Origin of the sequence: Streptomyces formicae (assembly GCF_002556545.1) — a bacterium.
GTDB lineage: Bacteria > Actinomycetota > Actinomycetes > Streptomycetales > Streptomycetaceae > Streptomyces > Streptomyces formicae_A.
The window spans coordinates 8,433,975-8,459,258 of the sequence record NZ_CP022685.1 but is presented as its reverse complement, the minus strand read 5'-3'; the positions used below and the strand labels follow the sequence as shown (position 1 = coordinate 8,459,258).

The 25,284-nt window shown below is 68.0% G+C and carries 25 protein-coding genes and 3 pseudogenes; 19 read left to right on the top strand and 9 right to left on the bottom strand.

The genetic code is table 11. The features are described from left to right. The first annotated feature begins 108 nt into the window (after positions 1-108). Entirely contained in the window at positions 109-684 is a 576-nt protein-coding gene (locus KY5_RS36835) for a TetR/AcrR family transcriptional regulator (RefSeq protein WP_098246265.1), read from the top strand. An 11-nt stretch (positions 685-695) separates the two neighbouring features. Here KY5_RS36835 and KY5_RS36830 read toward each other — a convergent pair whose 3' ends face one another. Next, positions 696-923, bottom strand: a complete 228-nt coding sequence (locus KY5_RS36830; RefSeq protein ID WP_234363039.1) for a hypothetical protein — start codon at positions 921-923, stop codon at positions 696-698. A gap of 291 nt (positions 924-1,214) precedes the next feature. Here KY5_RS36830 and KY5_RS36825 point away from each other — a divergent pair, with 291 nt between their 5' ends. From KY5_RS36825 to KY5_RS36800, 6 genes and pseudogenes are all read left to right on the top strand, one after another. Beyond that, positions 1,215-1,484, top strand: coding sequence for an acyl carrier protein (locus KY5_RS36825; protein ID WP_098246264.1), 270 nt, complete (start codon positions 1,215-1,217; stop codon positions 1,482-1,484). Further along, a complete protein-coding gene (locus KY5_RS36820; RefSeq protein WP_098246263.1) occupies positions 1,474-2,697 on the top strand; it encodes a beta-ketoacyl-[acyl-carrier-protein] synthase family protein in 1,224 nt (407 codons plus the stop codon). Before KY5_RS36825 ends, KY5_RS36820 begins: the two co-directional genes overlap by 11 nt. Before the next feature lie 92 nt (positions 2,698-2,789). After that, positions 2,790-4,922 carry an MMPL family transporter gene (locus tag KY5_RS36815; RefSeq protein WP_098246262.1) on the top strand — a complete coding sequence of 711 codons (2,133 nt, stop codon included), beginning with the start codon at positions 2,790-2,792 and terminating at the stop codon, positions 4,920-4,922. After that, positions 4,922-6,040: a type III polyketide synthase gene (locus KY5_RS36810; RefSeq protein WP_234363038.1), complete on the top strand. Its 1,119-nt coding sequence runs from the start codon at positions 4,922-4,924 to the stop codon at positions 6,038-6,040. The genes KY5_RS36815 and KY5_RS36810 overlap by 1 nt, the downstream gene beginning before the upstream one ends. Positions 6,041-6,097: 57 nt before the next feature. Then, entirely contained in the window at positions 6,098-7,057 is a 960-nt protein-coding gene (locus KY5_RS36805) for an acyl-ACP desaturase (protein ID WP_234363037.1), read from the top strand. A 30-nt stretch (positions 7,058-7,087) separates the two neighbouring features. Next, positions 7,088-7,591 (top strand): annotated as a pseudogene (locus KY5_RS36800) (isoprenylcysteine carboxyl methyltransferase family protein); the annotation flags it as partial. Positions 7,592-7,682: 91 nt separating this feature from the next. On the opposite strand, the gene KY5_RS36795 reads toward KY5_RS36800, so the two are convergent. Next, positions 7,683-9,737, bottom strand: a complete 2,055-nt coding sequence (locus KY5_RS36795; RefSeq protein ID WP_159072689.1) for a hypothetical protein — start codon at positions 9,735-9,737, stop codon at positions 7,683-7,685. Positions 9,738-10,779: 1,042 nt separating this feature from the next. Here KY5_RS36795 and KY5_RS36785 point away from each other — a divergent pair. Beyond that, the gene (locus KY5_RS36785) at positions 10,780-11,559 is read left to right on the top strand and encodes a hypothetical protein (RefSeq protein ID WP_098246258.1); all 780 of its coding nucleotides are present in this window, start codon (positions 10,780-10,782) and stop codon (positions 11,557-11,559) included. 38 nt (positions 11,560-11,597) lie between these two features. Then, the gene (locus tag KY5_RS36780) at positions 11,598-12,470 is read left to right on the top strand and encodes an ABC transporter substrate-binding protein (RefSeq protein WP_159072688.1); all 873 of its coding nucleotides are present in this window, start codon (positions 11,598-11,600) and stop codon (positions 12,468-12,470) included. 113 nt (positions 12,471-12,583) lie between these two features. Here the strand turns inward: KY5_RS36780 and KY5_RS36775 are convergent, their stop codons facing one another. Next, positions 12,584-13,534, bottom strand: a complete 951-nt coding sequence (locus tag KY5_RS36775) for an NADP-dependent oxidoreductase (RefSeq protein WP_098246256.1) — start codon at positions 13,532-13,534, stop codon at positions 12,584-12,586. Between the two features lie 81 nt (positions 13,535-13,615). Between KY5_RS36775 and KY5_RS36770 the strand changes: the two genes are divergently transcribed. Next, complete coding sequence (locus KY5_RS36770; protein WP_098246255.1) at positions 13,616-14,188, top strand: TetR/AcrR family transcriptional regulator; 573 nt, start codon at positions 13,616-13,618, stop codon at positions 14,186-14,188. A 245-nt stretch (positions 14,189-14,433) separates the two neighbouring features. Here the strand turns inward: KY5_RS36770 and KY5_RS36760 are convergent, their stop codons facing one another. Together KY5_RS36760 and KY5_RS42820 are read right to left on the bottom strand one after the other, a co-directional pair. Next, positions 14,434-14,916, bottom strand: a complete 483-nt coding sequence (locus KY5_RS36760) for an SAM-dependent methyltransferase (RefSeq protein WP_098246254.1) — start codon at positions 14,914-14,916, stop codon at positions 14,434-14,436. A gap of 72 nt (positions 14,917-14,988) precedes the next feature. Beyond that, a pseudogene (locus KY5_RS42820) lies at positions 14,989-15,306 on the bottom strand (Tat pathway signal protein); the annotation flags it as partial. 621 nt (positions 15,307-15,927) lie between these two features. Between KY5_RS42820 and KY5_RS36750 the strand changes: the two are divergent. Beyond that, positions 15,928-16,934, top strand: a pseudogene (locus KY5_RS36750) (zinc-dependent alcohol dehydrogenase). Between the two features lie 242 nt (positions 16,935-17,176). Here KY5_RS36750 and KY5_RS36745 read toward each other — a convergent pair. Beyond that, entirely contained in the window at positions 17,177-17,809 is a 633-nt protein-coding gene (locus KY5_RS36745) for an HAD-IA family hydrolase (RefSeq protein WP_234363036.1), read from the bottom strand. 166 nt (positions 17,810-17,975) lie between these two features. On the opposite strand from KY5_RS36745, the gene KY5_RS36740 reads away from it, so the two are divergent. Continuing rightward, positions 17,976-19,217 carry a helix-turn-helix domain-containing protein gene (locus KY5_RS36740; protein ID WP_098246253.1) on the top strand — a complete coding sequence of 414 codons (1,242 nt, stop codon included), beginning with the start codon at positions 17,976-17,978 and terminating at the stop codon, positions 19,215-19,217. A 97-nt stretch (positions 19,218-19,314) separates the two neighbouring features. Here KY5_RS36740 and KY5_RS41980 read toward each other — a convergent pair whose 3' ends face one another. Next, the gene (locus KY5_RS41980; protein WP_159072687.1) at positions 19,315-19,554 is read right to left on the bottom strand and encodes a hypothetical protein; all 240 of its coding nucleotides are present in this window, start codon (positions 19,552-19,554) and stop codon (positions 19,315-19,317) included. A 169-nt stretch (positions 19,555-19,723) separates the two neighbouring features. Here KY5_RS41980 and KY5_RS43315 point away from each other — a divergent pair, with 169 nt between their 5' ends. From KY5_RS43315 to KY5_RS36715, 4 genes are all read left to right on the top strand, one after another. Then, positions 19,724-20,206, top strand: coding sequence for an ATP-binding protein (locus KY5_RS43315; RefSeq protein WP_098246251.1), 483 nt, complete (start codon positions 19,724-19,726; stop codon positions 20,204-20,206). Beyond that, complete coding sequence (locus KY5_RS36725; protein ID WP_098246250.1) at positions 20,203-20,685, top strand: hypothetical protein; 483 nt, start codon at positions 20,203-20,205, stop codon at positions 20,683-20,685. The genes KY5_RS43315 and KY5_RS36725 overlap by 4 nt, the downstream gene beginning before the upstream one ends. A gap of 215 nt (positions 20,686-20,900) precedes the next feature. After that, positions 20,901-21,095: a DUF5999 family protein gene (locus tag KY5_RS36720; RefSeq protein ID WP_098246249.1), complete on the top strand. Its 195-nt coding sequence runs from the start codon at positions 20,901-20,903 to the stop codon at positions 21,093-21,095. Continuing rightward, positions 21,092-22,165 carry a hypothetical protein gene (locus tag KY5_RS36715; RefSeq protein WP_159072685.1) on the top strand — a complete coding sequence of 358 codons (1,074 nt, stop codon included), beginning with the start codon at positions 21,092-21,094 and terminating at the stop codon, positions 22,163-22,165. The genes KY5_RS36720 and KY5_RS36715 overlap by 4 nt, the downstream gene beginning before the upstream one ends. 76 nt (positions 22,166-22,241) lie before the next feature. On the opposite strand, the gene KY5_RS42335 is transcribed toward KY5_RS36715, so the two are convergent. After that, complete coding sequence (locus KY5_RS42335; protein WP_199843399.1) at positions 22,242-23,405, bottom strand: helix-turn-helix transcriptional regulator; 1,164 nt, start codon at positions 23,403-23,405, stop codon at positions 22,242-22,244. A gap of 6 nt (positions 23,406-23,411) precedes the next feature. Next, entirely contained in the window at positions 23,412-23,834 is a 423-nt protein-coding gene (locus KY5_RS36705) for an NUDIX hydrolase (protein WP_098246247.1), read from the bottom strand. Between the two features lie 171 nt (positions 23,835-24,005). Between KY5_RS36705 and KY5_RS36700 the strand changes: the two genes are divergently transcribed. The 3 genes from KY5_RS36700 to fxlA are packed head-to-tail and all read left to right on the top strand — an operon-like array spanning position 24,006 to position 25,262. Continuing rightward, entirely contained in the window at positions 24,006-24,803 is a 798-nt protein-coding gene (locus tag KY5_RS36700) for a TauD/TfdA family dioxygenase (RefSeq protein WP_159072684.1), read from the top strand. Positions 24,804-24,805: 2 nt separating this feature from the next. Next, positions 24,806-25,063, top strand: a complete 258-nt coding sequence (locus KY5_RS36695) for a hypothetical protein (protein ID WP_098246245.1) — start codon at positions 24,806-24,808, stop codon at positions 25,061-25,063. A 52-nt stretch (positions 25,064-25,115) separates the two neighbouring features. Then, positions 25,116-25,262, top strand: a complete 147-nt coding sequence (fxlA, locus tag KY5_RS36690; RefSeq protein ID WP_098246244.1) for an FxLD family lanthipeptide — start codon at positions 25,116-25,118, stop codon at positions 25,260-25,262. Positions 25,263-25,284 lie beyond the last annotated feature (22 nt).

Here is a 25,284-nt window from a genome sequence, read left to right as displayed (position 1 = left end):
TCCCCCCGCATCCGTGAAGCTACATTTTGTAGCCTACGTTTTGTAACATAGCCTGGAGCGCGACACAACGGAGGACCAGCACCCGTGCCGCGCCACCGACGGAGGACCATGGCCACCACCTCGCCCCGCCTGTCCAAGCAGGCCAGACGGGAGCAGTTGCTCGACACCGCCGTGGCGATCGTGCGCACCCAGGGCACCGACGGCCTGACTCTGGTCACCCTCGCGGAGGCGGCAGGCGTGAGCAGGCCGATCGTGTACGACCACTTCGGCACGCGCCCCGGCCTGCTGCTCGCGCTCTACCAACGCCTCGACGACCGTCACCGCGCCGCGATCGCAGAGGCGTTGCGGGAGGCCGCCCCCACCGCTGACGAGGTCGCCCGCGTCATCAGCACCGCGTACTTCGCCTGCGCCACGGACATGCCGGAACTCAGCGCCGTTTCCGCCGCGTTGAAGGGGAATCCGGAGATGGAGGCGGTCCAGCGCGAGATGCTCGACGGCTACACCGACCTGATGGCCGCCGCGCTGCTGCCCCACTCCGGCCTCACGCCCGGCGCCCTCCGGCTGCGGTGCGTCGCGTTGCTGGGCGCGGCCGAAGCCATCGCCGCCGAGCTGAACCAAGGACGGGCATCCACCGACGACGCGGTCACCGCGCTGACCGGCCTGATCGTGGGCGGTCTCACATAACGCGGTGTCGGTCATTTCCACGCGACGGCCACGACCACCGCGGCCGCCGTGACCGTGGCCACCGCGTAGAAGGCCCAGGCCGCTCTGGTGCGCATCCCTATCAGCGCGACGAGTGCCACCAGGACGTCGAGGGCCAGCTTCACGCCCATCTTCGCGTGCGACACCGGCAGTTCGAGGGCGAGACGGGTCCAGATGAGGCCGACTCCGGTGACCAGCTGTACGACCGCGCTGGACACCATGTAGCCCTCGGTTACGGGGTCCTTGCCGCGCAGCTGGTAGAAGACGCCGCCCTTGATCGAGGTCTTCTGAACCCGAGACGAGGCAGCGGCCGAGCGCGTGACATTCCGGCGCCGAGAACAACGGCCAGCCGGGTGCGCAAAACCTGCCGAACAAACCAAAAGGTGACTAACCGACAAGCTTGCAACCCTAACGAGTGATCAATCGTTTCCTGCACCCCTCTGCGACGTTCACACGGCGGAACTCAGGCAGTACCGCAGTACCTCTCGCAGCGAGGAAACAGGAGCCCAGGCATGGGGCAGGCGGAGGAAAGCACGGCGGAGTCGGCCCTTCCCGAGGAGTTGGTGGCCCTGTTGACCGGCCACTTCAACGTCAAGGTGGACGCCGGTGAGCTCTCCGACAGAACGACCTTCGAGAGTCTCGACCTTGACTCGCTATCGCTGATGGAGTTGGTAGTGGCGGCGGAGGAGGAGTACGGGATCGTCCTGCCCGAGAACGCCTTGGACCTTCGCCCGTCCTCGACCCTGGGCGAGGCAGCTCGGGCGTTCGAGCATGCACGCTGAGATCGCGGTCACCGGACTGGGGTTGGTGACTCCGGCCGGGCATACGACGGAGGCGAACTGGGCGGCCTTGTGCCGGGGGCGCTCGCTGGCCGCGAGGGACCCCGAACTGGCGGGCCTGCCCGTCGACTTCTCCTGCCAGGTGACGGACTTCGACGCCGAGAAGGAACTCGGTCGGGCGTCGGCGCGACGCGGGGACCGCTTCATCCAGTTCGCTCTCGTCGCCGCCCGGCGGGCCGTCGCAGACGCGCACCTCGATCGTCGTACCTGGGAAGCGGAGCGGGTCGGTGTCGTGCTGGGCGTGGGATCGAACAGTCTGAGTACGTACGTCACCGAGTTCGGCCACCTCGGCGCAGGACGGCCGGAGCGGGTCTCGCCGCTCGCACTCCCGCGCAGCGTTCCGAGCATGGCCGCGGGGGAGGTCGCCATCGACCTGGGCGTACGCGGCCCCAACTTCACCACCGCCAGCGCCTGCGCGTCGGGCGCCACCGCGATCGGAGTGGCCCGGGACCTGCTGCGATCCGGTACCTGCGACATCGTGCTGGCGGGCGGGAGCGAGTCGGCTCGCTCGCGCATGACGGCCACGTGCTTCACGCGGATGCGGGCACTGTCCCGGCGCAGGGCTGAACCGGACCTGGCCAGTCGGCCGTTCGACGCGCGACGTGACGGCTTCGTCCTGGGCGAGGGCGCAGGCGTCCTCGTCCTCGAACGCGCAGGCGCGGCTCGGGCCCGCCGGGCTCCCGTCCTGGCGCTGCTGCGGGGCTACGGTGCCGGCGCCGACGCGCACCATCCCCTCGCCCCGCACCCACAGGGCGACGGCGCGGTCCGCGCCATTCACGCCGCTCTCGCCGACGCCGGGTGCGGGCCGAGGGACGTCGGCCTCGTCAACGCGCACGGCACCTCCACCCCGCTGAACGACGCGGCCGAGGCACGAGCCCTCGTCCGCGTCTTCGGTGACGAGGGGCCGCCGGTCACCGCGTCCAAGGGCGTTGTCGGGCACGCGCTGGGGGCGGCCGGGGCGATTCAGGCGGCGTACACGGTCCTCGCGCTGCGCCATGGGGCCGTCCCGCCGGTGGCGAACTTCGAGGGCCAGGACGGGGACGACAAGCTGGACGTCGTGGCCGGGCGTCCCCGCTCCACGCGCGGTGACGCGGGGATCAGTTGCTCCTTCGGCTTCGGCGGCCAGAACGCCGTTCTGCTGTTCACGGCTTCCTGACGGGAGCCGGTGTTCACGGCTTCCTGACGGGAGCCGGTGTTCACGGCTTCCTGACGGGAGCCGGACGCAACGTCTGGAACGGAGGCACGTGGATGGATGCGGTGCGGCGCCGGGCCTGGTGGGTGGTGGTGAGCGCCCTGCTGGCGGCGGTGTGCGCGGGGGTGCTGGCCCCGGTCGCCTTCTCGGCGCTGAGCACGGGCGGCGCCGTCGCGACGGACACGGAGGCGATGCGCGCCAGACGGCAGGCAGAGCGGCTCGGCGTACCCTCGCCCGATCTGCTCCTGGCCGTTTCCCAGCGCACCGGCGTCGCACGGCCCGGCGACGGTGAACACGGGGCCGCCGTCCGGGACGGCACCACAGCGATCACGGCCAAGTTGGCCGGGCAGCGCGACGTCAAGACCGTGTGGTCGGCACAGACCACCGGTGACCCGTGGCTGCGCTCCGAGGACGGACGGACTCTGCTGGTCGCCGTGCGGCTGAAGGGGACGGACAAGGAACGCAAACAGGTGGCGCCCGGTGTGGTGGCGGCGGCCCGCTCGGCCGCCCCGGGGATGCGGGTGGAACCCAGCGGCGAGGTGTGGGCCAACCGGGAGATCGACGAGACCATCGAGCGCGATCTGAGCCGGGCCGAACTGCTGGCCGCGCCGGTGCTCTTCGTCGTCCTGGTCTTCGCCTACGGGTCCGTGGTGTCCGCGCTGCTGCCCGTGGTCGTGGCCGCGCTGGCCATCGGCTGCACCATCCCGGTCCTGGGCCTGCTGGCGCAGGTGGCCGACGTGTCACGGGTCGCGGTGAACGCCGCCTCGGCGATCGGTTTCGGCCTGGCCGTCGACTACAGCCTCTTCGTGCTGGCCCGCGTACGGGAGGAGACCTCGCGGGGCGCGGACCTTCACACGGCGCTGGCGGCCGCCCGCCGCTCCAGTGGCCGTTCGGTCGCCTTCTCCGCCGCCGCCGTCACCGTATGCCTCGCCACCGCCTTGGTGGTGCCGGTGCCGATGCTGCGCGCGCTGTCCCTGGCGGGCATGATCGTCACCGTGCTGGCGGCGCTGGTCGCCCTGACCGTGCTGCCCGCCTGTCTGCGGCTGCTCGGCTCCCGGGCCCAGGCAGGGGACCCGCTGGCGCGGTGGCGGCGTGCCCGTACCGGTGACGGAAGTCGCTTCTGGCACCGCACGGCGTCCGCGGTCACCGCACGGCCCTTCTTGGCGGGCGGCCTGGCGGTACTGCTGCTGGCCCTGCTGGCCCTGCCCTTCACCCGCGCTCAACTCGGCATCGTGGACGAACGCACGCTGCCTTCGTCGGCTCCGGCTGCCGCAGCGGCCGAGCGTGTGCGCGCCGAGTTCACCGCGCCACCGGAGCGGCTGCTCAACGTGGTCGTCACCGGGCCGCGGGCGACGGACGGTGCACCGGCGTACGGCGACCGACTCGCCCGTGTTCCGGGCATCACTGGTGTCCGCGTCGTGCGCGTGGATCCGTCCGGTGAGGCCCTCGTGCTGCTGGCGGCCACGTCCGCCGCCCCCGGCACGCCGGAGGCGGACACCGTGGTGGGCGAGGTACGACGAACTCCCGCCCCGGGGAGCGTGGTGGTGGGCGGGCGAGCCGCGGAGACCGTCGACACGGCGGACGCCGTCCTCGGTGCCCTTCCGTGGTGCCTGTCTCTGCTGGCTGTGGGGCTCCTGACTCTCCTTGGTGCCTTCACTCGTTCTCTCGTTGCCCCCTTCAAAGCTCTGATCGTGGCCGCCGCCAGCCTCGGGGCGAGCCTCGGCGCGCTCGTCGTTCTCTTCCAGGACGGCCACGGCGGCGCCGTGTTCGGCCACTTCACGGCGACGGGAACGCTGGACGCCTCGACGCTGCTGTTCGTCCTGTTCATCGCGCTCGCCCTGTCGGTGGACTACGAGGTCTTCCTGCTCGGCCGCATCCGGGAGGAGTACGACCGCTGCGGAGACAACCGCACCTCGATCATCGAGGGCGTCGCCCGCACCGGCCGACTGATGACGTCCGCTGCGGCCGCCGTGGCGATTTCGACCGCGGCCATGGCCACCTCCGACGTCGCCCTGCTCAAGTTCATCGGCATCGGCGTCGCGCTCGGCGCGCTCGTGGACGCCGTCCTGGTGCGGGGAGTTCTGGTGCCCGCCACCATGGCGGCCCTCGGTCCGGCGAACTGGTGGACTCCGGCCCGTATCAGGACCCCGTTGTTGATCACTACACCTGTGAAGGAAGACGGAAGCTGATGTCGATGGCTCAGGCGACACATGACCGCAGTCGGCCGTCGGCGGCCACCGGCCCACGAGTGGCGGCGATCCGGACGGCGTTCCCGCCGTATCAATACCGGCAGGAAGAGATCCTGGCTGCCCTGGCCCGCACGACGCTGCTGGAGTCCGAGGTGGGCGCTCTGGTACTCCGCAAGATCCACGCCAGCTCGGGTGTGGAGACCCGCTCGCTCTCCCTGCCGCTGGAGAAGCTCGTCGATCTCGCCCGCCGGGAGGACTTCACCGAGCAGAACCGCATCTGGCTCGACACCGCCATGGACCTGGGGGAACAGGCGCTGATCGGCGCGCTGCGCACCGCGGGCGTCCAGCCGGAGGAGGTCGACGCGGTGATCAGCACCACCGTCACCGGCCTTGCCGTACCGTCACTGGAGGCTCGGCTCGCCCACCGGGTCGGGCTACGACCGGACGTCAAACGCATCCCGCTGTTCGGCAGCGGCTGCGCCGGAGGCGCCGCAGGTCTGGCCCGGCTCCACGACTACCTACGGGCCCACCCCGGCCAAGTGGCCGTCCTTCTCGCCGTGGAACTGTGCACCCTGGCGCACCAGGTCAAGGACGGCTCCGTGGCGAACATCGTCGCCGGCAGCCTCTTCGGGGACGGCGCGGCCGCCGTCGTGGCCTTCGGGGCCCAGCGGGACGGCTGCCCCGCCGGGCCTGAACTGGTGGACACCCACAGCCTGCTGGTCCCCGGCACCGAGGACGTCCTCGGCTGGGACATCGGCTCCCACGGCTTCCGGATCCTGCTGTCGCCCGAGGTCCCCGCGCTCACGGAGAAGCACTTGCCCACGGCCGTCCAAGGACTTCTCTCGCGGCACGCGCTGTCGCCGCACGAGATCGCGAGCTGGATCATCCACGGCGGTGGACCGAAGGTCTTCACCGCTGTGCAGCAGGCCCTGGACGTGCCGCCTGCCGCCTTGCGGCTCACCCGGCGCTCCGTGGCCGAGCGGGGCAACCTCTCGTCCGTCTCCGTACTGGACGTCCTGCACGCGGCCATGGAATCACCGCCCCCCGCGAACGCCCCCGGCCTGGTCGCCGCCATGGGGCCGGGGTTCGCCATCGAACTGGTCCTCCTCCGCTGGTAGGGGCCGCCCGCCGCTACCGAAACCTGCCGAGCACTTGTAAGAAAGGTGTCACGGACCGTGCCCGCCATCTCCGCAGACGTACGCATCTTGATCGACCTCGAACCGGTGGTCGCCGACGCTCTCGACACCCACTTGCGGACCACTGTCGACTGGTATCCGCACCAGTACGTCCCGTGGAGCCAGGGCCGTGACTACGACGGTCTGCTCGAAGGGGAAGCATGGGACCCCTCCCAGCAGAAACTGAAGGCGGCCGCTCGGGACGGCCTCCTCTACAGCCTGATCACCGAGGAAAACCTGCCCAGTTACCACCGGGTGATCGGGGAAATGCTGTCGCTCGACGGCCCTTGGGGCGTCTGGGTCAATCGATGGACCGTGGAAGAGGCCAGGCACGGCACCGCCATCCGTGACTACCTCGTGGTCACCCGCAGTGCCGATCCGGTGCTTCTGGAGGACGCCCGCGCCGCGCACATGCAGCACGGTTACGAGATCGACTACCGCGGCGACCTCATCGCCTCTCTGGTCTACGTCACCATCCAGGAACTCGGCACCCGCGTCAGCTACCAGGGAATCCGCCGACTGTGCGACGAACCGGTCTGCGGGGCGCTGATGCAGCGCATCGCCCACGACGAGAACCGGCACATGCTCTTCTACCGAACCACCCTCCAGGCGTGTATGCGCATGCACCCCGACCGAACGCTTCGGGCCGTGGCCAAAGTCCTGAAGTCATTCCGTCCCCCCGGCCACGCCGCCCCCGGCTTCGGCCGGCTGATCAGCTCCCTGGCCAGGTCGGGCATCCTCTCGCCGGAGACCTACTACAAGGACGTCGCCCTTCCCTTCGTCCGCATGCTCGGCGCCCTCGACGCCACCGGACTTACACCGGTCGGACAGCACGCCCAGGAGGAGATCGCCGCCCACATGGAGGAATCAGGGGACCGTGCCCGCAGATACCGCGCCCTGGCCGAACGCCTCCACCGGCTCACGACCGCTCAGGACGAAGAATCCGCCGTCCGAGAGTGAGAGGGACGATCCGACATGTCCCTTGGCCAGATGACGATCCCCGTAAGCCTGTTCGTTCTCGTGACCGCGGTGGCCGTCGTGCGCCTGGTCGAAGTGACCACCGCCCGTCGCAACGCGCGATGGGCCATCGACCGCGGCGGTGTCGAGTACGGGCAGAGCCACTACCCCGTCATGATCACCCTTCATGTCTGCCTGCTCGTGGGGACGGTCGTAGAGGTCGCCCTCACCGGACGCGCCTTCGTCCCTTGGATCGGCTGGCCGGCGCTGGCCGTCCTCCTCCTCGTGCAGGCAGGCCGCGCGTGGTGCATGAGAGCGCTCGGCCCCCGCTGGAACACCCGGGTCATCGTCGTGCCCGGCCTACCGCTGATCACCACCGGGCCCTACCGGTGGATGCGCCACCCCAACTACCTGATCGTCCTGTTCGAAGGCATCGCCCTGCCCCTCGTCCACACCGCATGGATGACCGGCGTGCTCTTCACCATCGCCAACACGCCTTGGCTCGTCGTCCGTGTCCGCACGGAGAACGCCGCGCTGTGGCCGTGTGGTCCCCAACTGGCCCCCAAGGCAATGGCGCAGACCAGAGGGCTCGATCTCCCGGGGAGGATCCCGAAACCAGCCCGACGTCTCAGGAGATCTCGTGCCGACGGGCCCTCTCGACCCTGCGTTTGAGGTTTCTGATGGCCTCGTGCCAACGCCAGGAATCGCTGGTGTACCAGCCTTCTTCGTCGATCGGCTGCCAGGCCGCCAGTTCCTCCAACTGTGAGACCACCGTGTCGGCATCGTCGTGACTCCTACCCCGGTCAAGTTGACCTGTGATGGCGTGGAGCCGGTGGGCGGCCCGGTAGAACGAGACCTGGGTGTCGGTGAGCCTACGTACGGCGTAACCCCCACACTTGCCGCACCAGTCGAAGTCGTCTCTCGCAAGCAGGTCAGTGACGGTCAGAAGATCGTCGTTGGCAGCGACACCGCGTTCCCTGGCGTGGCGGCACAGGGGTGAGTGGCCCTTTCCATCGGTCTGCGGATCCGCGTTCGTGGTGTAGATCTGGGCTACGGCCAAAGGCCCCAGCGGGAGACCGCTACCTCGGTGCCACCTGTCACCACCGGGTTGCTTAAAGGGCGCGAGGTCCAACCGGTCGCTCGCGAGCGTCCCCTCCCATACGGCCAAGGGCAGCATCCGCTCTCTGCCTGCGTCGAGGGTTCGCAGATCGTGCACCCCTCGCGTCAAGGCGAGCAGGCGTAGGTTGCGTGCCCGATGGGCGTCGAAGTAGGTGCGGCGAAGGGTCTGACGCTCGCCGTCGGTGCCCCCGAACTCTTCGCCGAAGTGCAGATCGTGAGCGTCACTGCAACCACCCGTCCAGTGGCTTCCGCTCGCCTCGGGCTCGGACCTGGCGGTCTGGGCCCACGTTCCGATCAGGCTCTCCGGAAGATCGGATGCACCTGCGACGAGAACTCCGCTCCACCCCTGCCCAAGCCTCCTCTCCACCACGTCAAGAGGTAGGACTTCGACTCCGCCGCTCGCCGAGATGACGATGTAGAGCTCGTCAGAACTGCGAGTGAAGGTCCGTAGTGCGTGGATGTGTTCGGCAGTGACGGGTTGCCGGTCGAAGACCGGGGTGTCGTCGAAGACCCCGGGGCGGATTGAACTCGGCCGATCATCTGGGGTGCGACTCGGCTCGATCGCATTGACCTCTTCGCGAGGCGGTTCGCACGCCACGTCGCTGGACGGGGCGTGCAGCCTTTCCGCGACAAGGGCAGGAACGTCAAGCGTGAGCGTACGGCGCCCCCAGTCCGCGCCCACGACCCACGTGGCCACGACACCCTGCGTCCACGAATCCAGCCCTTCGAGCAGTCCTCCCCGCCCTCCTCGTGCTGTCTCATCAGTGGCCTCGGGCAGGCGCACGGAGACCTGCTGCGTCGACTTGCCGTCAGCCGATGCAGCCAGAGCGCGAGCCTGGGCCTCCCAGGAGTCGATCAGACGTGCCGCCCCGGCCAGCGCTTCGTCATGCCCCTTCCGGTTACTGCGGATGTCCTGCACAAGGTAGTGAGACATGTACGAGCGAGCCGGAGACCCCACCCAGCTGCTCTCGGCCGCGCGCTGCCACCGACGCCACAGCGCGTTCAGCGCCGTGGACACCTTCTCACTGCTGCCCAATACGGCGAAGGCCGGATCCTCTCCGGAAAGCCGGGGCCGCTCCATCGTTGCCGCCGCCGCAGCCACGAGCAATCCCGCCGACTCGACGAACAGGGCCACCTGAGCGCGCAAGGTCTCCAGGAACTCCTCCTTCGCCCACAACGCCCGCTGCGACCAGTCCTCAAGCCAAGGGAAGGAAGCGAGGATGGACTGAGCCTGGTGCAGGCTCTCCGCCGCACCGTGCCAGTAGGAAAAGACCAGCCCCTGCAGCCGCTCCGCGTCCTCGCGCACGTCCTCCCCGTCGTCATCCGTCGCGGCCGAATCCGAACGCAGGACTTCAGCGGCAGCTTCTACCTCTTCCTGTGTCCAGCACTCGTCCTCGTCAGGTTCGGTGTAGGACTGCAGCTGATGGAGCAGGCCCACTCCCCCGAGTGCCCGGAGGAACATCCCCAACGCGGTCGTCGGCCGTACCCATGATCCCCACTCCGTACAGCGAGAGCACAGCCGCCCCATTACCGCCGCGTCCAAACCGACCTGTGCAGTCTTCACGTCAGACGACCGTGATCGGCGTGCCCTCAAACGGTCCGAGCGGCACATCAGCCAACGAGTATTCCTGCATGAGCCTCCCCCAATCCTCCGCTTCGCCAGCTTAGAGCCGAGGACTGACACCGAGAGCAGTAGCGAGTCGTAGAGAGTCATCGAGGAGACGGTCGAGGTCTCGGGCGACGACACGCTCAGGGGCTCCGACGGCTCGGGCCACAGGACGAGTTGTGGCTCCCGGATGCCCCGCAACGTGCGCGAGGACGGCGCGGTCACGCCGGTACCCGCGTTGTAGCGGATCCTCACCGAACAGGCCAGCGGCGCAGACGCAGAGGCACAGCGCCGTCGACAGAGATCCGTAGTCCTCAGCCTGTTGGGCCGTCCACGCATTCATGGCGCCGAGCGCCAAAAGGACGGGGCGGTGAAGCGGGCAGATCGGATAGCGGGGTTCGACAGGTGGACCTCCGTGGGGTCGGGCGCTCGGTAGTCAGAACGAGTGGCGCGGGTTGCGGGTTGTCGCGGGGCGGATCGACGCGCCGCCCGCCTGAAGCCCACTTCCATCCGCTGACCTGGTGTTTTCCGGGACGTTGTACGTTGACATGGTCTCGGAGGAGGTTCCAGCCCTTTGGGACTCTTTCTCGTCTGCCGTGGGCGAATGCGCTGTTCTTCAGCAGCGAACCCACTCCTTGACATCTAGGAGGTGCCCGGCCGATCACGTGTCCCGCTAGGACATCTCAGCAGGCTAAAAGGGCAAGAAGGTCCGCGCGTCTTGATCGATGCGGAGCCTCTACCTCGCCAGCCGCCAGTAGAGCCATGCGCTCTGAGGGCAGATGAGGAACCGTGGATGGCAGGCACCGCAAGGTCCGGCTGTGCGCAGCGGTGCGGAAGGCCATAAAGGTGCTACCTCCACCCGATAGCGTGCCTGGACGGGTGAGGCAGGCGAATGGCCGTTCTTCGCTCCTCGGCGTCGGGTAGTACGGCATCCTGGTTTGCGGTCGCTCAACATCGGGCAGCACCGGGCGAGTTGGGGCGATCCTGGAGATCGAGGCAGGTGTACTACATGCATTGGGTCAGGCGCACTGCCGCCATCCTCATCGTGGGTTTGCTGGTGGCCTCGTGCGGAAACCGTGACGAGAACCCGGCCCCTCCACCCACCCAAGAAGACTTCAACCACGCGGTGGCCCGCGCCAAGGATGGCCTGTTCCAGGGAACTCTGACGTACAACACTGCGAAGCAATTGAAGCTCAGAGTCGGCGAGTCCACCTTGTTCCGTACGACGATCTCGGGTGCCCGGGGCAAGAGTTCCAAAGGACATGAGATTCCGGTTTCCACTGGCGCGCAGATGGGTGTGAAGCTCCACTGCTCGGGAGCCGCCATCCGATGCACCTCCTTGTCCAGCGAACGCCAGAGCGTGACCTCGCGGTTCGAAGTGGTGCAATGGCGCTGGAGGCTCACGCCCAAGAGTGCTGGAACCGTTCACTTAGACCTGACGGCCACGGCCTATTTCCGTGACACGAAGATGGTTCTGGCAGAGAAGGCACCTCCCACCATGGACGTCGAGGCGTCATCACCGAAGTCTGAGGCTGCCGCGACAGCGAAGAAGTACGCGTCGGTGATCTGCGCCTCGGGGCTCGCGGTGCTTGCCGCGGTCGGAGGCGTACCGGGCGCAGTGCAGTTGCGTGAACTGTGGCAGGGCAGGTCACGAAGGCGGTCCGCCTCTGGCCGGGCGACCGACGACTCGCAGGAGCCGGAGGACGACGCCAGTACCGACCCGTCCCGTGACGAGGCGCGCGCGCCGGCGAACGACGGAGAGGGCGGCGGTGAGGAATGACTCCGTCTCCGATTTCCCTGCGGGCCAAGATCGCGGTCGTGGCGGCATGCCTTGTAATTCTGGCGACTACCACCTGGCTCATCGCCGACGCCAACGAGGAGTCTCACACCAACCCGAAGGGAGTGGGAATCCCCCGGAGTGTCGCGTTGGACGCCGAGGTGAGAAAGGTGCCGGAGCGTATCATTAAGAGGGGCGCGATGATAGTAGGAACAGACCTGCGGTATGCGCCTATGGAGTTCGTCAGAGACGGAAAGGCAACTGGCCTCGACATTGACATCGCACGGGCCCTGGGCGAAAAAATGGGTGTCGAAGTCGACTTCGCGAACGAGCCGTTCGAAACGTTGACGATTCGCTTGTTTACCGATGACGTCGACCTGGTGATGTCATCCATGGCGGACACTCCGCAGCGACAGAAGCAGGTCGATTTCGTCGACTATCTTTCCGTCGGCGTCTCGATCCTGACGAAGCGGGGCAATCCGCATCACCTCAAGTCGCTAGACGATCTATGCGGAAAGACTGTCACCCTGTCTCGTGGCACCACGGCGCATGATGTCGTGGACAAGCTCCAGAAGGGGAGTTGCAAGAACGGCATCGACGTTGTCCCCCAGGCAGGGAATGCGGAAGCGTTGGCTCTGGTCCGTGCGGGGCGAGCTGATGCCTACCTGAGCGACCAACCACTCGCCAGTTACAACGCCAAGGCCGTCGGTGGCGGTCAGGAACTCGAAGTCGTCGGCCAACAGGCTGACCCCCACCCGTGGGGCATCGCTGTGACTAAGGGATCGCTAGAGCTGCGCGACGCGCTTGTCCGAGCGCTCGCCCTGATCATTGTGGATGGCGAGTACCAGCGAATCCTGACGAAGTGGGGCAGTGAGCAGGGGGCGGTCAAGCGCCCGGTGATAAACGGCGGTTAGTACTCCAGTGCCACTTCGCGATCTTGTAGGGGCCCTGGTCGGGAACGGGTGCGGTCACCGTGTGAACATCGGGTTGTGTGGACTCATTTCGCCTGACCCGGCCAGCAAGGTGATCACAGGACGAGCATGAGCTTGCCGCCGGGGCGGCGGGATTGGCTGAGCTTGGCCGCTTCCAGGATCTGGTCGAGGGTGTAGGTGCGGGCGACCGGTACGACCAGGATGCCTTCGCCGGCGAGCCTGGCGAACTCGTTCATCTGGTCGTAGCGGATCTCGGTGGTGATCCGGACGCCCAGTTCGGCTGCGGCGGCGAAGTCGGAGACGGTGAGGACACGGTCGGGGTCCCCGGTCAGCTCGATCAGGGTCGGTAGCGAGCCGCCGGCCGGGCTGGGCTGGTCGGCGCGGTCGATCCGGCCCCCGGTCGGCGTGGTGTCCAGGGCGCGGTCCACGGGACCTGGGGTCAGTTCGCTGACGCGTTCGGCCATGCCCTCGCCGTAGGCGGTCACCTGGGCGCCGATCTCTTCCAGGGCGCCTGCCCGAGTCGGCCCGGCGGTGGCGATCACCCGAATACCCCGGTGCAGCGCGAAGCGCACCGCCGCCTCGCCCACAGTGGTGCCCGCGCCGTGGACGAGCAGCAGCTCACCCGGCTGAACGCCGAGGTCGTCGAGCGCGCGCCACGCCGTCTCGGCCGCCATCGGCAGTGCGGCGGCCTGCTCGGCGGTTACGCCCTCGGGAATGCGAGCCCAGGCCGGCATCAGCGCGTACTCGGCGGCGCCGGCCGTCGGGCCGTCGAAGGCGGCCGGGCCGAACACGCGGTCGCCGATCCGGACGCCGGTGACGCCCTCGCCGAGCGCGTCGACGGTGCCCGCGACCTCGAGGCCGAACCCGCGCGGCAGCGGCGGCAGATGGTCGGCGAGGAGACCGTCGACGACGTGCCAGTCGGCCGGTGTCAGGCCGCACGCCCGCACAGCGATCCGGATCTGTCCGGGCCCCGGCTCCGGCTGTGGGACATCGCGGAGCACGATCACGTCCGGGGAACCGAACCGGTCGAATTGCAGAGCCTTCATGACGATCCCTACTGATGACAGCCTCTGTTGTCATCGACCGTATCAGCCGATGACAGCTCCTGTTGTCGTACGCTGGTGGGTATGCCGCGATGGGAATCCGACGCACAGGGACGACTCGAACGCGCGGCGCTCGAGCTGTTCGAGACACAGGGGTTCGAGCGCACCTCGGTCGCGCAGATCGCAGGCGCCGCCGGTCTGAAGGAGCGCTCCTTCTACCGCTACTTCCCCGACAAGCGGGAAGTCCTCTTCGCCGGCAACGAACTCGAGGCCCACCTCGTCGCCCAGGTCGAAGCGGCCGACCCGGGCCTTACCCCGATCGAGGCGCTGCTGACCGCGCTGGGAACCGCCGAGGAGAACTTCCGCCCGCGCGAGTTGCTGCTGCGCCGAGGACGAGTGATCGCCGCCAACCCCGCACTGGCCGAGCGCGATCTGATCAAGCTCGCAGGCATCGCCGACGCGCTGGCACCGGCGCTCGAGCGCCGCGGCGTCGAGCCCGGAAAAGCACGCTTCATCATCGACGTGGTGCTGGCGATCCACCGGCGCGCCATGCCCCGCTGGCTAGCCGAGCCGGACACCACCCTCGCTCAGCTCATGACCCAGGCCGCCGCCGAGCTGCGCGAAGTGGTCGCACCGCCAGCTCCAACAATCCGCTGAGTGGGCCGTAGCGGTCGAGCCCGACCTGACCCTTGGCGGCCTGGAAGCACTCCTCGACACTCCAGCGGGCACCGGCGACACGGCCCAGCCCCGCCAGCGTCACTTCGGTGGGTGACCAGCACCGGCGGGAGGCGAGTTCGCCAGTGGTCCGGTTGCGGCGGATGAGCAGGTGGCGATGGTGGTCACTGCCGATGCCGCCCCAGGCCCAGTCGTAGTAGCGCGGGCCTTTCGCGCCGCTGCCGGGCTTACGGGCGCTGCGAGGAGTCGAGCCAGTAGGTGGCGAGCATTTCGCCCGGCCAGGCTGGCTGATGGATCGGGCCTCGGGGACCCATCTGCTCGAAGTACGGCGCGACGTCGAGGACGGGAGTTCCGTCGACAGCGTCCAGTTCGGTGACGACGAGGTCCCGGCCGTCCACACCCAGCAGCCTCGGGTAGCTGACAGCCAACTGGTTGGGGCGCCGATGGTTTCGGTGGACGAATGTTCCAGTCGCAGGCCACTGGGTATTGCCCCGCGGGCTGCGGGCGTGGAGCTGCACGTCCTCGGGCTGTGCCAGATGGAAGTGCCACGTCACCGTCAGGTGGGAGAACTCCTCGATGCCCTGCAGGGTTTCCAGGGGGTATGCCTCGTTGAATCGGATCCTCGACTGGACCCCGCCCTGGTAATCGTCTTGCACGCGGGTGTGGCCACCGACGACTGTTGCGACCGCTTCGACCTCGTACTTCGTCACCGGTGCTGATCCCTCTCATCGGGCGATGCTGGTCCGCGGGCTGGTGTGGGGCTTTGAGCGTCCGCGTCGCGATTAGCCTATGGTTCGAAGCAGGCTGCGCGCCCGACGGTCCAGCTCGGTGACACGGCGGGCCCCGCGTTGCCGGACCGGCGAGAGGTCGCTCTGGATGCGGCCGATGAGGTCACGCATCCGGCCGGACTGGACTCCCGTCATGGCGTCGAGTGCTTCGTTCCACGTTGCGCACGCCTCGTCGAGGTTTCCCCTCTGTACCTGAACGGCGCCGAGGTAGCCGAGCGTCACGCTGTAGGTGCGGGCGGACTACTGACGTGGGCGCGTGGCCACACTCCGCTTGAAGTGGAGCTCCGCGTCTCGGGACTGACCTATGTCGCGCGCTGGTCCCCAACTGGTCGCCAAGAACGGCCAAAGGACCGCATCAGATTCCTCTGATGTGGTCCTTTGACCTGCGACTCTTTCGAGTCGGGACGACAGGATTTGAACCTGCGACCCCTTGACCCCCAGGAGTATGGGGCGTCGCTTTTGTCTGGATATACAACCAGGAATCAGGGTGCACAGCGTGCGGTCCCGTGCCTACCGTGCAGGTGCGCGAACACCGTCTGGTCCCCAACTGGTCCCCAAGGGGGCACGTCCGTGACGCGCGTCCACGGGCCGCCGCCGGACTAAGCGGCCGACACGCCAGGGCCGCCAACGGTTTAAGACTTCTCGGCCGTGAACCGGAGCTCGCGGATGGCGTCCTGCCCTTGCCGGGATCACTGCCACACCACTGCTCCTCATCGACCGGCTGACAAACCGCCAACCCCTGCACGCGCGCGATCACCTCGGAGATGTCGGTGTCGGGAATCCCGCTGTCTGTCGTCGTGCCTCACGGCTGAGGCACCGGATGCCGCTCGGTTTTGGGCCGAGTGGCCCCACCCACGAGGACGTCCAGTACCTGCCGCCGCCGCACGGGCCGTTCAACTCTGGAACCGCACCGATCAACCCGAGGAGCATCGAATGAAGGCTGCTGCCGTCCGGACCTTCGGCGAGCCGTTGGTGATCGAGGAGGCGCCAGGCCCGGCGCCCTCTCCCGGCCAGGCACGCATCCGCCTGGAGGCGTCCGGACTGCGCCAAACCGACATCCACGCCGCCCACGGCGACTGGCCCGTCAAGCCCAACCCTCCCTTCGTCCCTGGCCACGAGGGCGTCGGCTAGGTCGAGGCGCTCGGCGACGGAGTGACCCACCTCGCCGTCGGGCGTCGGGTGGCCGTGCCCTGGCCGGGCCGGGCCTGCCGGGGCGCTGCGAGTGCTGCCTGTCCGGCTGGGTACTCCGTGCTCGCAGCAGCAGAACACCGGCTACCGCGTGGACGGCGGCTGCGCCGAGAAGATGCTCGCCCCGGCCGACTTCGCCGCCGTGGCGCCCGACGGCGTCGCCCCTCGCGCAACGGCCCCGCTGAACTGCACGGGCGTGACCACGCACAAGGCCCTGAAGGACACCGACGTCCGCCCGACCCAGCTCGTGGCAATCTCTGGAGTCGGCGGCCTCGGCCACCTGGCCGGGCAGTACGCGAAGATCGCCGGAGCTACCGTCGCCGCGATCGACGTCACCGACGACAAGCTCGAACTCGCCCGCGAGCTCGGCACGGACATCCTCATCGATGCCCGTAAGGAGGACCCTGCCGAGGTATTGAAGCGGCACGGCGGAGCCCACGCGGCGATCGCACTGGCCGTCAACGAGTAGGCGTTCGCCTCCGTCTACGGCGGTCTGCGGCGCGGAGGCAAACTGGTCATGGTCGCCTTGCCCGCCGACGGAACCATCCAGGTACCGATCTTCGACACCGTCCTGAACGGCACCTCGGTCATCGGCTCGATCGTCGGCACCCGCCCTGGACGAGGTCTTCCAGCTCCACGCCGCCGGACGCACCAAGGTGATCTACGAGACCCGCCCGCTGGACACGGTCAACGACTCCATCACCGAGGTCCTGAACGGCCAGATCAAGGCACGCCTCGTCTTCGAGATGTGACCCGACCGAACCCAGCAGACCGAACCACAGGACCGGCGACAGCCCGTCGTGTGCGTCCGCCTCGCGTCCTCGACGTGGGCGCGCCCCACCCGCAAGCGCGGTGTGACGAGCACCCTGACGGCTGTCTCCGGATGCCGCAGCTGGCGCCCGAGCCCGGCGCGGGACGGTCACCCGAACGGGCGCCGCCCGAGGGTGAAGCGCCGATGCCTTTGGCCCTACCCACCCACGTCGCTAGGCCCCGATCACTGTGTGGCCGTCCGCGTGGCCGATTGGAACAGCAGCTCATCGAGCCGAGCCGCCGTGACGGCGGCGTCGGTGTGGTGGATGGTGGTGATTCCCAGGGCTTCGGCGGGCGGCAGATTCTTCGCGTGGTCGTCCACGAAGACGCACTCGGGGCCGGTCAGGTCGAGGGCAGCCAGGGTTCGTTGATAGATGGCCGCAGACGGCTTACGGACGCGCTCGACTTCAGAGAGGACCACGGCGTCGAAGTCTTGGTACATCCCCAGTTGCTTGTAGGGGTTGAAGGGTTCAAGGCCGAAGCTGTTCGACAACAGGGCGACCTTGATCCCCGCCGAACGGGCGCGCTCCGCGGCGGCGACTATTGCGGGCTCCGGGCGGAGGTTGGCCAAGGCCCGTCGCATCAGGTCGGTCGGGTCGATGCCGAGAATCCCTCCGATGACGTGGTTCCACTCCTCCTGGGTCGCCCTGCCTACTTCAAGGTCGGCGTACACGCGTACTCCATCGGGGTGCTCTTCGAGGGCGTGGAAGTAGGCCCCCGGCGTGAGCCCTTCCGACCTCTCGAAGGCTTCTCCGTTGAGGCGCATCCGGGTGGTGAGGACACCGCCGAAGTCAAGGATCAATCCACGGTAGGACAACGCATCTCCTCGCGTGACGTGCGCGTACAGGGGTCTCCTACCAGCGTGGCAGGGGACCATGAGTGCCCTCCCGTGGGAGGAGGTCTCCAGTATCACGCGTTGCTGGCGCGGACCGGGCATACGCTCTGACGGGGCACCTTGTTCGCGCGCACAGAGAGGCCAAGTCATGAGGCAAGCCAGGGAGTTCACCCTCGGTCAGCGCATCCGCTTCTACCGAGAACAATGCGGTCTGTCTCAGAAGGCGATGGCGGAACTCGTCGGTCGCGGCGAGAACTGGGCGTACAAGGTTGAGCATGATCAACTCCCCATCGACCGTATCTCCGTGCTCATCAAGCTCGCGCAGGTTCTCCACGCCGAAGACTTGAAGGACCTGTCCGGGGGCTACGTACACGGCTCCGCGACAGGGCCTAATACCGAGCACCCCCATGTGCCGGAGATCCGCCAATCGCTCTCGCTTCCGTCGTCCCTGCTGCCGAAGTACGTCGGTGTCGTGAGTGCTGACGACTTCGCGGCGTCCGTCACTGATGCCTGGACGGTGTACGAAACTCAGACGAATAAGCGGTACGTAGATGTAGGACGGCGGCTTCCGGGTCTGCTTCGCGCAGGGCACGCGGCATTGCGTGACGCCAATGGCTCGGACATGGAAAGTTCGACACTTCGGCAGCTCATCAGCCTCTACGGACTGTTCCAGATCTGGCTTCGCCGCGTCAGGGAGCCGACGCTCGCTCGTATTGCAGCTGACCGAGGGCTGGCGCTTGCGGAACGCGCCAGCGATCCGGCACTTCTCGCCGCGGCATCGTGGAACCTGTCGTGCGTGCTCACGTCGGCTGGTGACGTAAAGGACAGCGTGGAACTCGCGAGGCAGACGATCGCGAGCTGCAAGCCCGGCGATGACGCGTCCGCCGAGCACTTGTCGGCATACGGCGCCCTGCACCTCCAAGCCGCGGTAGCCGCGGTGCGTGCGAACCAAAGGACGGTGGCCTGGGATCTCTACCGGGAGGCGGAGCGCATCTCGGGTCGGATCGGACTTGATCGGAACGACTGGCACGCGTGCTTCGGTCCGACGAACGTCGCGATGCACGGCGTTCACCTGGCAGCTGAGGAAGGCGACGCGACCGAGGCGCTGCGGCTGGCGGACAACGTCGAGAGGCCGGAATCGCTGGCGCTGGAGGTTCTCCCACTGGAGCGCCGCACGCGGTACTTGATCGAGGTCATGAACTGCAACCGCATCCAACGCGACGACTACGCAACGGTGTACATGCTCAAGAAGATCACGGCCCAGTCGCCGGAGGAAGTCGTCTTCTCTCCACTGGTACGCGAGGCCGTCACCGATCTCATGAAGCGGGAGAAGCCGACATGGCGCGACGACGTGCGCGCTGTCGCGCAGCACATCGGCATGGCCGCATAGTGATCGGCTGATCCCTTAGCGTGAAGCTCCCTTGATTTTTTCTCAGGGGAGTTCCGTCCAACTCCCCCTAGCGTCCTTGTCCATGACGACGCATCACTCAGGGAGCACCACCACGACACCCGAGTATCGGGTGGCGCGGGTGGTCGGCGAGGAGGTCCGGCACACTCACGCCGGACGCCTGGCCATTCCCCTCGTGCTCCACCGAGGCGGGGACCATGTCGCTGACCTTCCGCTCGTCGTCACGGCTGATGAAGCAGCGGAGTTGCACGCGCAGATCGGGCGCCTTCTCCCCGTGATGTACGACGGGGAGGAGACGTGACCTCTCCGCGGCACTCATCTGGCGAACGTGTACGGCGACTTACGCTTGTCGACGCGTCGACCGGATCCGCTCCGGCCGGTTCGTCGGTGGGGCGGGCCCCTCGCGTCCGACTAGAGGTGCGTGCTCGACGCCGGATCGCATTGTTGGACTCGATCGTCGGCTTGTGGGCAGAGGGCGGCGAGCCGAGATGCCCGTGATGACGGCGGCCAGATCCGTATCCCGGAGTCAGACGGCTTACGACCTCATGTCGGTGTCCTTCGAGGTGGATAAGCGGCCGCCGGGCGTGCCTCCTTCGAAAAGCGACGCGCGACGGGTGGAACAGATGAGGCGCCTGGCGGCTGCCCGTCTTCACTATTGTGCCCTCGCGGAACTTGTGGAGCCGGTCCGGCTCGTCGTGAGTGAACTGGTGACCAACGCCCTCGAACACGGCGAAGGATCGGTGACCTTCTCGCTTCTGTGGTCGCGAGGCACGGTCGAGATCGCCGTTCGAGACGGTTCTTCCGAACCCCCGAAGGAACAGAATCCGAACTCCAACTCGGAGAACGGCCGCGGGCTTCTCCTCGTGGCGTGGGTAGCCGACGAACACGGTGGTGCTTGGGGAGTTCGACGGGGCGGCCGAGAAACGTGGTGCACCCTCCAAGCCCCGTCACCAGGAGGCGGAGCGGCATGATTCGCCTGTTGGAGGTGCCGCCCGCCTCATCTCCGGCGGCGGCCAAGGTGGTCGTGTACGCGTGCATCGCACCCAGCGAGAGCGTGGACCTCGACGATGCCCTGCGCCCGACCCGGGCGTACGTGAGGGAGCAGGGATGGGAAGAAGTCGCGGTCTTTGTGGACCGCGCCTACGTGGCCGTTCCTTGCGCCGAGCGTGAGCAATGGATGAAGGCGCTGGCCCAGGCAGAGGCAGGAGCCGCGGTCGGCGTCGTCGTCCCATCGATCGGCATGGTCGCAATGTCGGATGAGGACAAGAAGCTGTTCGCCGAGTGGCAGCAGAAGACCGGTGCGTTCGTCTCCTCGCCGGGCTCCCGGCTGGGGGCGGTCACCGGCCGCGCGTACGGATTTCGATATCCGCCGATCCCATCGACCACGGCCGGCGATGACCGGCGAAGTGGCGCTGAACAAGAGTCCCGCGCGGCGAGACATCGAGGTTGAGGATTCCTGATCTCACTGCTCATCCGTGTGAGCAGTGTCCGGTCGCCCCTGCCCGGAGATCGGGCAGTGGAGAACCGGCGAGTTCTGGGCCCTGCTCCCGCGTAGGGACCCCAACTCACGAACTGCTTCCCGGCCGGGCCAGGACCTTTCCCCAGCTCTGCGAGGGCCGGGAAGAGCAAATGACCAGATAGCGACGACCGAAAGCTGAAAGACCCATGTGCCAGCACCAAATCAAGTGTCCGACCGCCGAGGCGACGGACAGAGATGCCGCTGTGGCCCTCCACCCCGAGCAGGGCTGGAGCCTGTTGTGCAACGGCGTCGTGTTGTTCGAGGGCACCGGCGAGCTGCTGCCGGACGGCCAGATCATCGCCCCGCACCGGCCGCGTCCCACCGCGATGGTGACGGCGTGACGAAGTCACTCGAATCCGGCATGGCGGCCGTGCCACAGAAGACTCCGGGCGCACGTGGCCTGCTCCTCCGAGCCGGTGGTCTGCTCCTGCTCGCCACAAGTGGCTCACTGGCTGGTGTTGTTGTGCATGTCGGAGCCATGTACGGCATGCACTGGCCGCCACGCACCGACCAGTACCTTGTCGTGCTTCAACTCGGCGCTGCCACCGCCTTGTTCATCTGGCTTCCCTGGGTGGTGATTGGCCGCACCACCCTCACCTTCGACAAGGTCTCCCCGGGGCAACGCCTGCTGAAATGCGGCGCGGCAGTCGGCTGCGGAACGCTCACGCTCTGCGCGGCAGTGCCTGCGTTCAGCGCCGACAGGCTAGGGCAGGCCGTCTTCGGCTGCTCGGCGGCGTGGCTCGCGATAGAGGTATCCCGCTCCAACGGAATCGTGCTGGAGCGCCCATCCTGCTCGCCGGACAGGCGGCAACGGCGGCGGGAAACGTGGAGCATCACAGAGTCCGTACTCGCTGCGTGCGCGATGGGCGCGGCGCTGACGTTCGTGCTGTTGCAGATCCTCCTCCGCCTCGACGTGGGCGCCCTGCCGGTCATGGAGGGCGGTCAGCTCTCCACACTCGGCCTCGGCGGCATCGGTGATCTCCTCGCCATGGTCGTGTGGACTGTGGCCATCGAGGACGTTGTCATCGTTGCCGCCGTTGCCGCGCTACTGACGGCCGCGCGCCGCCCGGCCTGGCAGATCTACACCACGATCTGCGTGGTCGAAGTCCTCCTGCATGCCTACTTCGGGCTGCCCGCCATCGGTATGGCCCTCTACGCCGCACGCCGGGTCTGGCTCTACCGGCGATACCAACGCCTGCTTCCGCTTGTCGTCGGCCATGCCCTCTTCGATCTCCTTGGCGGCCTCCTCATGCCGCTGCCGCTGTCCTACCGAGTGCTGGTGGTCGTTTCGCTGCTCATCGTGGTGCATCTGATGGAGCGTCGGGTGATGGCTGTCGCGGACGAGCCTGAGCGGATCGGTGAGGCCGTCCCCGTAGCCGATCCCGAGAAGGAGATCTCCTGTGACCGGTGAGCAGTTCTTGATCGAGATGCCGGTGGTGGAGCCCGTCCGCACCTCGGTAAGGGCGGTGTCGGGAACCGGAACGGGCTCAGGCCGCCATCTCCTGCCGCATGCGTTCCAGGGCCGCGGTCGCCGTGGCCCGTACGTCGGGCAACTGGTCGGAGGCAGCCCGGATGATGCGCTGCAACTGGTGCGGCAGGCGCTGTCGGACGGCCTCGCCGAGCGCGGCGGTGAGGGCTTCGCTGGCCCCGGCGCGGTCCTTGCCGATGAGCCGGACGCGGGCGCCGGTGATGTCGGCGATCACCCGCCATTGGGCACCGGTACCGGTGGCGTCGGGGGCGTTGTCGACGAGCTGTATGGCGGCCTGGGAGCGGCCGGTGGCGATGAGGCCGCGCAGCCGGATCTCATGCAGGGCGTAGGGGTTGAACAGCGATGTGTGCTCCGCATGCTCCAGGAGCCTGTCGGTCTCGCGTACGGCGGCGTCGAAGAGGGGACCGTGGCGGAGGGCTCCGGCGGCGCGGGCGAGCAGGGGCAGGGCTGCGGCGCGGGCGGTGTCGTCAGGGGCCAGGGAAACGGCCTGCTGAAGGCGGTCGACGGCGGCGCCGGTCAGGCGGGCCTTGCGGAGTTCGTTCCCGTGCATGCGCAGCACGTGGGAGGTGAACGTGGGGTCGTCGAAGTAGCGGGCGATGGTCAGGCTCTTGGCGGTCCAGCGGGCGGCGGTGGGCAGGCGCTCTTCAGGAAGGACGTTGCCCAGGGCGACGCCGAGGCCGACGCGGGCGCGGGCGAGCAGGTGCAGTACGTCGCGTTCGGCGTGCCCGTCCTCGACCCGTGCTTCCAGCCGTGCGACCAGGGGCCACAGCTCAGCGACGGCTTCGGAGGCGTGCCCGGACTGGCGGGCGATTTCCGCCAGGCGGACCGTGGACTGGCCGAACTGGAGCATGGCGCGATGATCGGTGTCGGCGGGGTCGGTGACGCCGAGGATGTGTGGCGGGATGCGCAAGCACTCGGCGACGTGGCGACGCGAGGTCGTGTCTTTGGGGGAGCGTTTGCCCAGTTCCATCGCCGAGACGGTCGTCTTGTCGTAGCCGAGCAGGGCGCCGAGCTCCGTCTGGTTCATGCTGTGCACGGTTCGGTAGAACCGCAGAATCGCGGCCAGGTCACCGGTGGCGAGGAGCGCTTGGGCTTGCGGCGTCGCCCAGTGCCACAGGGCGTGTTGCGCCTGGGGACGTCTCGCCAACTCGGCCTTGTTCATGGCGCGTTACCTCTGGCTGTGGAACCAGGCGGTGATGGACTGTTTGTAGCCGTCGGGCATGTTCAGGTCGGGGACCTCGCCGACGGTGAACAGGCCGATCTGCTTGTGCTCGTGGCTCAGGACCGGTTCGAGGCCGGGTTCCAGCATCTCGCAGCCGTAGGTGATGATCACGACGCGGCGTTCCGGCTTCGTCTCCGGCAACGGCTGGTAGATCCACACGTCCAGCAGCGGGCCGGCCTTGACCGGCCATCCGGACTCCTCGCTGATCTCCCGCTCGACGGTCACCTCGGGACTCGGGTCCTCGGGTTCCAGCCGCCCGCCGGGCAGCTCCCACTCGTCTCGCTCGTTCTTCAGCAGCAGTACGCGGTCGCGTGCGTCCACTACGACGCCCTTGACGGAGACGGGCCAGGTGGGGGGCGTGTAGACCATCGAAGTCCTTCAAGTTCGCGGCCGGTCACGGGCATTCGGAACGTAGCACGCCACGTTCAACTCGCCACCGTCGTGCGCGGATTGCCCGAGTCGACAATCTGTCGCTTTACCCCCTGGCCTCCCGCTCACCACCCTGAATGCATGTCCGCCGTCGTGAGAAGGAGCTCTGCGATGCGCCACGTTCCTCAGCAGACCGATGGCCTGTTCAGCGGCCACCGCATCGACGCCTCCCGGCCCGGCGCCATCGACCGCATCACGGACGGAGTACGCAAGCGCGGGCTGGTCACCCTGACCGGCATCGCCTCGCGCACCGATGCCCTCGCGCTGGCCGCTCAGCTCATGGCCGTCATCCCGCACCGGGACTCCGACTCCGACGGCATCACCACGATCCGCGACACCCGCCGCCACACGCACCGGGCCGGGTTCGCCGGATTCGGCAACGGCCCACTGGAACCCCATACCGAACGCTCGGGGGCGCCGATCCCGCCCCGACTGATGATGTTGGTCTGTGGCCAGGCGGCCCGCACAGGTGGTGACAGCGTGCTCGTGGACGGTAGGGCCGTGCACGCCGACCTGGTGACCGGGGCACGTGCGGCGGCATCCGCGCTCGCCCAGCCCCGCAGCGCCTACTTCGGCGCCGGGGACGGCCACCCCAGTCAGGTCTTCACCCTCTACGACGACCACCAGGTCGCGGTGCGGCTGCGCCTGGACGGGCTGGCCCGCTTCAGCCCGATCGTGCAGCCCTACCTGCCCACCCTGCGCGCCGCGATCGCCCGCCACCGACTCCTCATGCCGATGGCGCCGGGGCAGGGGTACGTGCTGGACAACCGGCGGTGGCTGCACGCGCGGACGGCCTTCACCGGAGACCGAGTGTGCTGGCGGGCGCTGGGGCAACCGCGCTTCGCGATGTCGGACGGCTTCACCCCACAGCTAGTCGCCCAAGCCGCTCCCGCGCTGGCGGGGCCGTGAAGATGACCGACCACCGCATCCGCACCGCCGTTGCCCGTGACAAGCGCGGTCGTAACCGATTACAGGACTTCGGCGAGGGCGCCGCCGTTCTGACGTGGTGGGTGGCCGTTCTGACCGGCTTCGGCCTGCTGGGCCTCTCGGTGCGCCAGGACCTGACCGACCAGTCGGCGCAGGCATTGATCCCGGCATCCGTTCCCGACACCGCTGTGGAGGCCGTCGACTCACCGAGCCACCCCGACTCCGGCACCCCCGCCAGGTGACCGGTCGTACCACCCGTACCTCGCACTACCCCGAGGAGAAGGAGACAAGACCATGTCCAACACCACCGCGTCACACCGGGACCCGTTCGACCTCGACGTGAGCGTGACGACGGATCCCGCCAACGGCGACGACACCCCGTGCACCACCGACGACGGCTGCGACCCGACCTGCGACTCCTCCTGCAACAGCAGCGTGTGACGTCGTAACCCTGCCGGGGGTG

What these genes read in the sequence shown, in the direction of transcription:
- KY5_RS36835 (WP_098246265.1), top strand. Translation starts at nt 109, where the DNA reads ATGGCCACCACCTCGCCCCGCCTGTCCAAGCAGGCCAGACGGGAGCAG.
- KY5_RS36830 (WP_234363039.1), bottom strand. Translation starts at nt 923, where the DNA reads ATGGTGTCCAGCGCGGTCGTACAGCTGGTCACCGGAGTCGGCCTCATC.
- KY5_RS36825 (WP_098246264.1), top strand. Translation starts at nt 1,215, where the DNA reads ATGGGGCAGGCGGAGGAAAGCACGGCGGAGTCGGCCCTTCCCGAGGAG.
- KY5_RS36820 (WP_098246263.1), top strand. Translation starts at nt 1,474, where the DNA reads ATGCACGCTGAGATCGCGGTCACCGGACTGGGGTTGGTGACTCCGGCC.
- KY5_RS36815 (WP_098246262.1), top strand. Translation starts at nt 2,790, where the DNA reads ATGGATGCGGTGCGGCGCCGGGCCTGGTGGGTGGTGGTGAGCGCCCTG.
- KY5_RS36810 (WP_234363038.1), top strand. Translation starts at nt 4,922, where the DNA reads ATGTCGATGGCTCAGGCGACACATGACCGCAGTCGGCCGTCGGCGGCC.
- KY5_RS36775 (WP_098246256.1), bottom strand. Translation starts at nt 13,534, where the DNA reads ATGAAGGCTCTGCAATTCGACCGGTTCGGTTCCCCGGACGTGATCGTG.
- KY5_RS36770 (WP_098246255.1), top strand. Translation starts at nt 13,616, where the DNA reads ATGCCGCGATGGGAATCCGACGCACAGGGACGACTCGAACGCGCGGCG.
- KY5_RS36740 (WP_098246253.1), top strand. Translation starts at nt 17,976, where the DNA reads ATGAGGCAAGCCAGGGAGTTCACCCTCGGTCAGCGCATCCGCTTCTAC.
- KY5_RS41980 (WP_159072687.1), bottom strand. Translation starts at nt 19,554, where the DNA reads ATGAGTGCCGCGGAGAGGTCACGTCTCCTCCCCGTCGTACATCACGGG.
- KY5_RS43315 (WP_098246251.1), top strand. Translation starts at nt 19,724, where the DNA reads ATGCCCGTGATGACGGCGGCCAGATCCGTATCCCGGAGTCAGACGGCT.
- KY5_RS36725 (WP_098246250.1), top strand. Translation starts at nt 20,203, where the DNA reads ATGATTCGCCTGTTGGAGGTGCCGCCCGCCTCATCTCCGGCGGCGGCC.
- KY5_RS36720 (WP_098246249.1), top strand. Translation starts at nt 20,901, where the DNA reads ATGTGCCAGCACCAAATCAAGTGTCCGACCGCCGAGGCGACGGACAGA.
- KY5_RS42335 (WP_199843399.1), bottom strand. Translation starts at nt 23,405, where the DNA reads ATGAACAAGGCCGAGTTGGCGAGACGTCCCCAGGCGCAACACGCCCTG.
- KY5_RS36705 (WP_098246247.1), bottom strand. Translation starts at nt 23,834, where the DNA reads ATGGTCTACACGCCCCCCACCTGGCCCGTCTCCGTCAAGGGCGTCGTA.
- KY5_RS36700 (WP_159072684.1), top strand. Translation starts at nt 24,006, where the DNA reads ATGCGCCACGTTCCTCAGCAGACCGATGGCCTGTTCAGCGGCCACCGC.
- KY5_RS36695 (WP_098246245.1), top strand. Translation starts at nt 24,806, where the DNA reads ATGACCGACCACCGCATCCGCACCGCCGTTGCCCGTGACAAGCGCGGT.
- fxlA (WP_098246244.1), top strand. Translation starts at nt 25,116, where the DNA reads ATGTCCAACACCACCGCGTCACACCGGGACCCGTTCGACCTCGACGTG.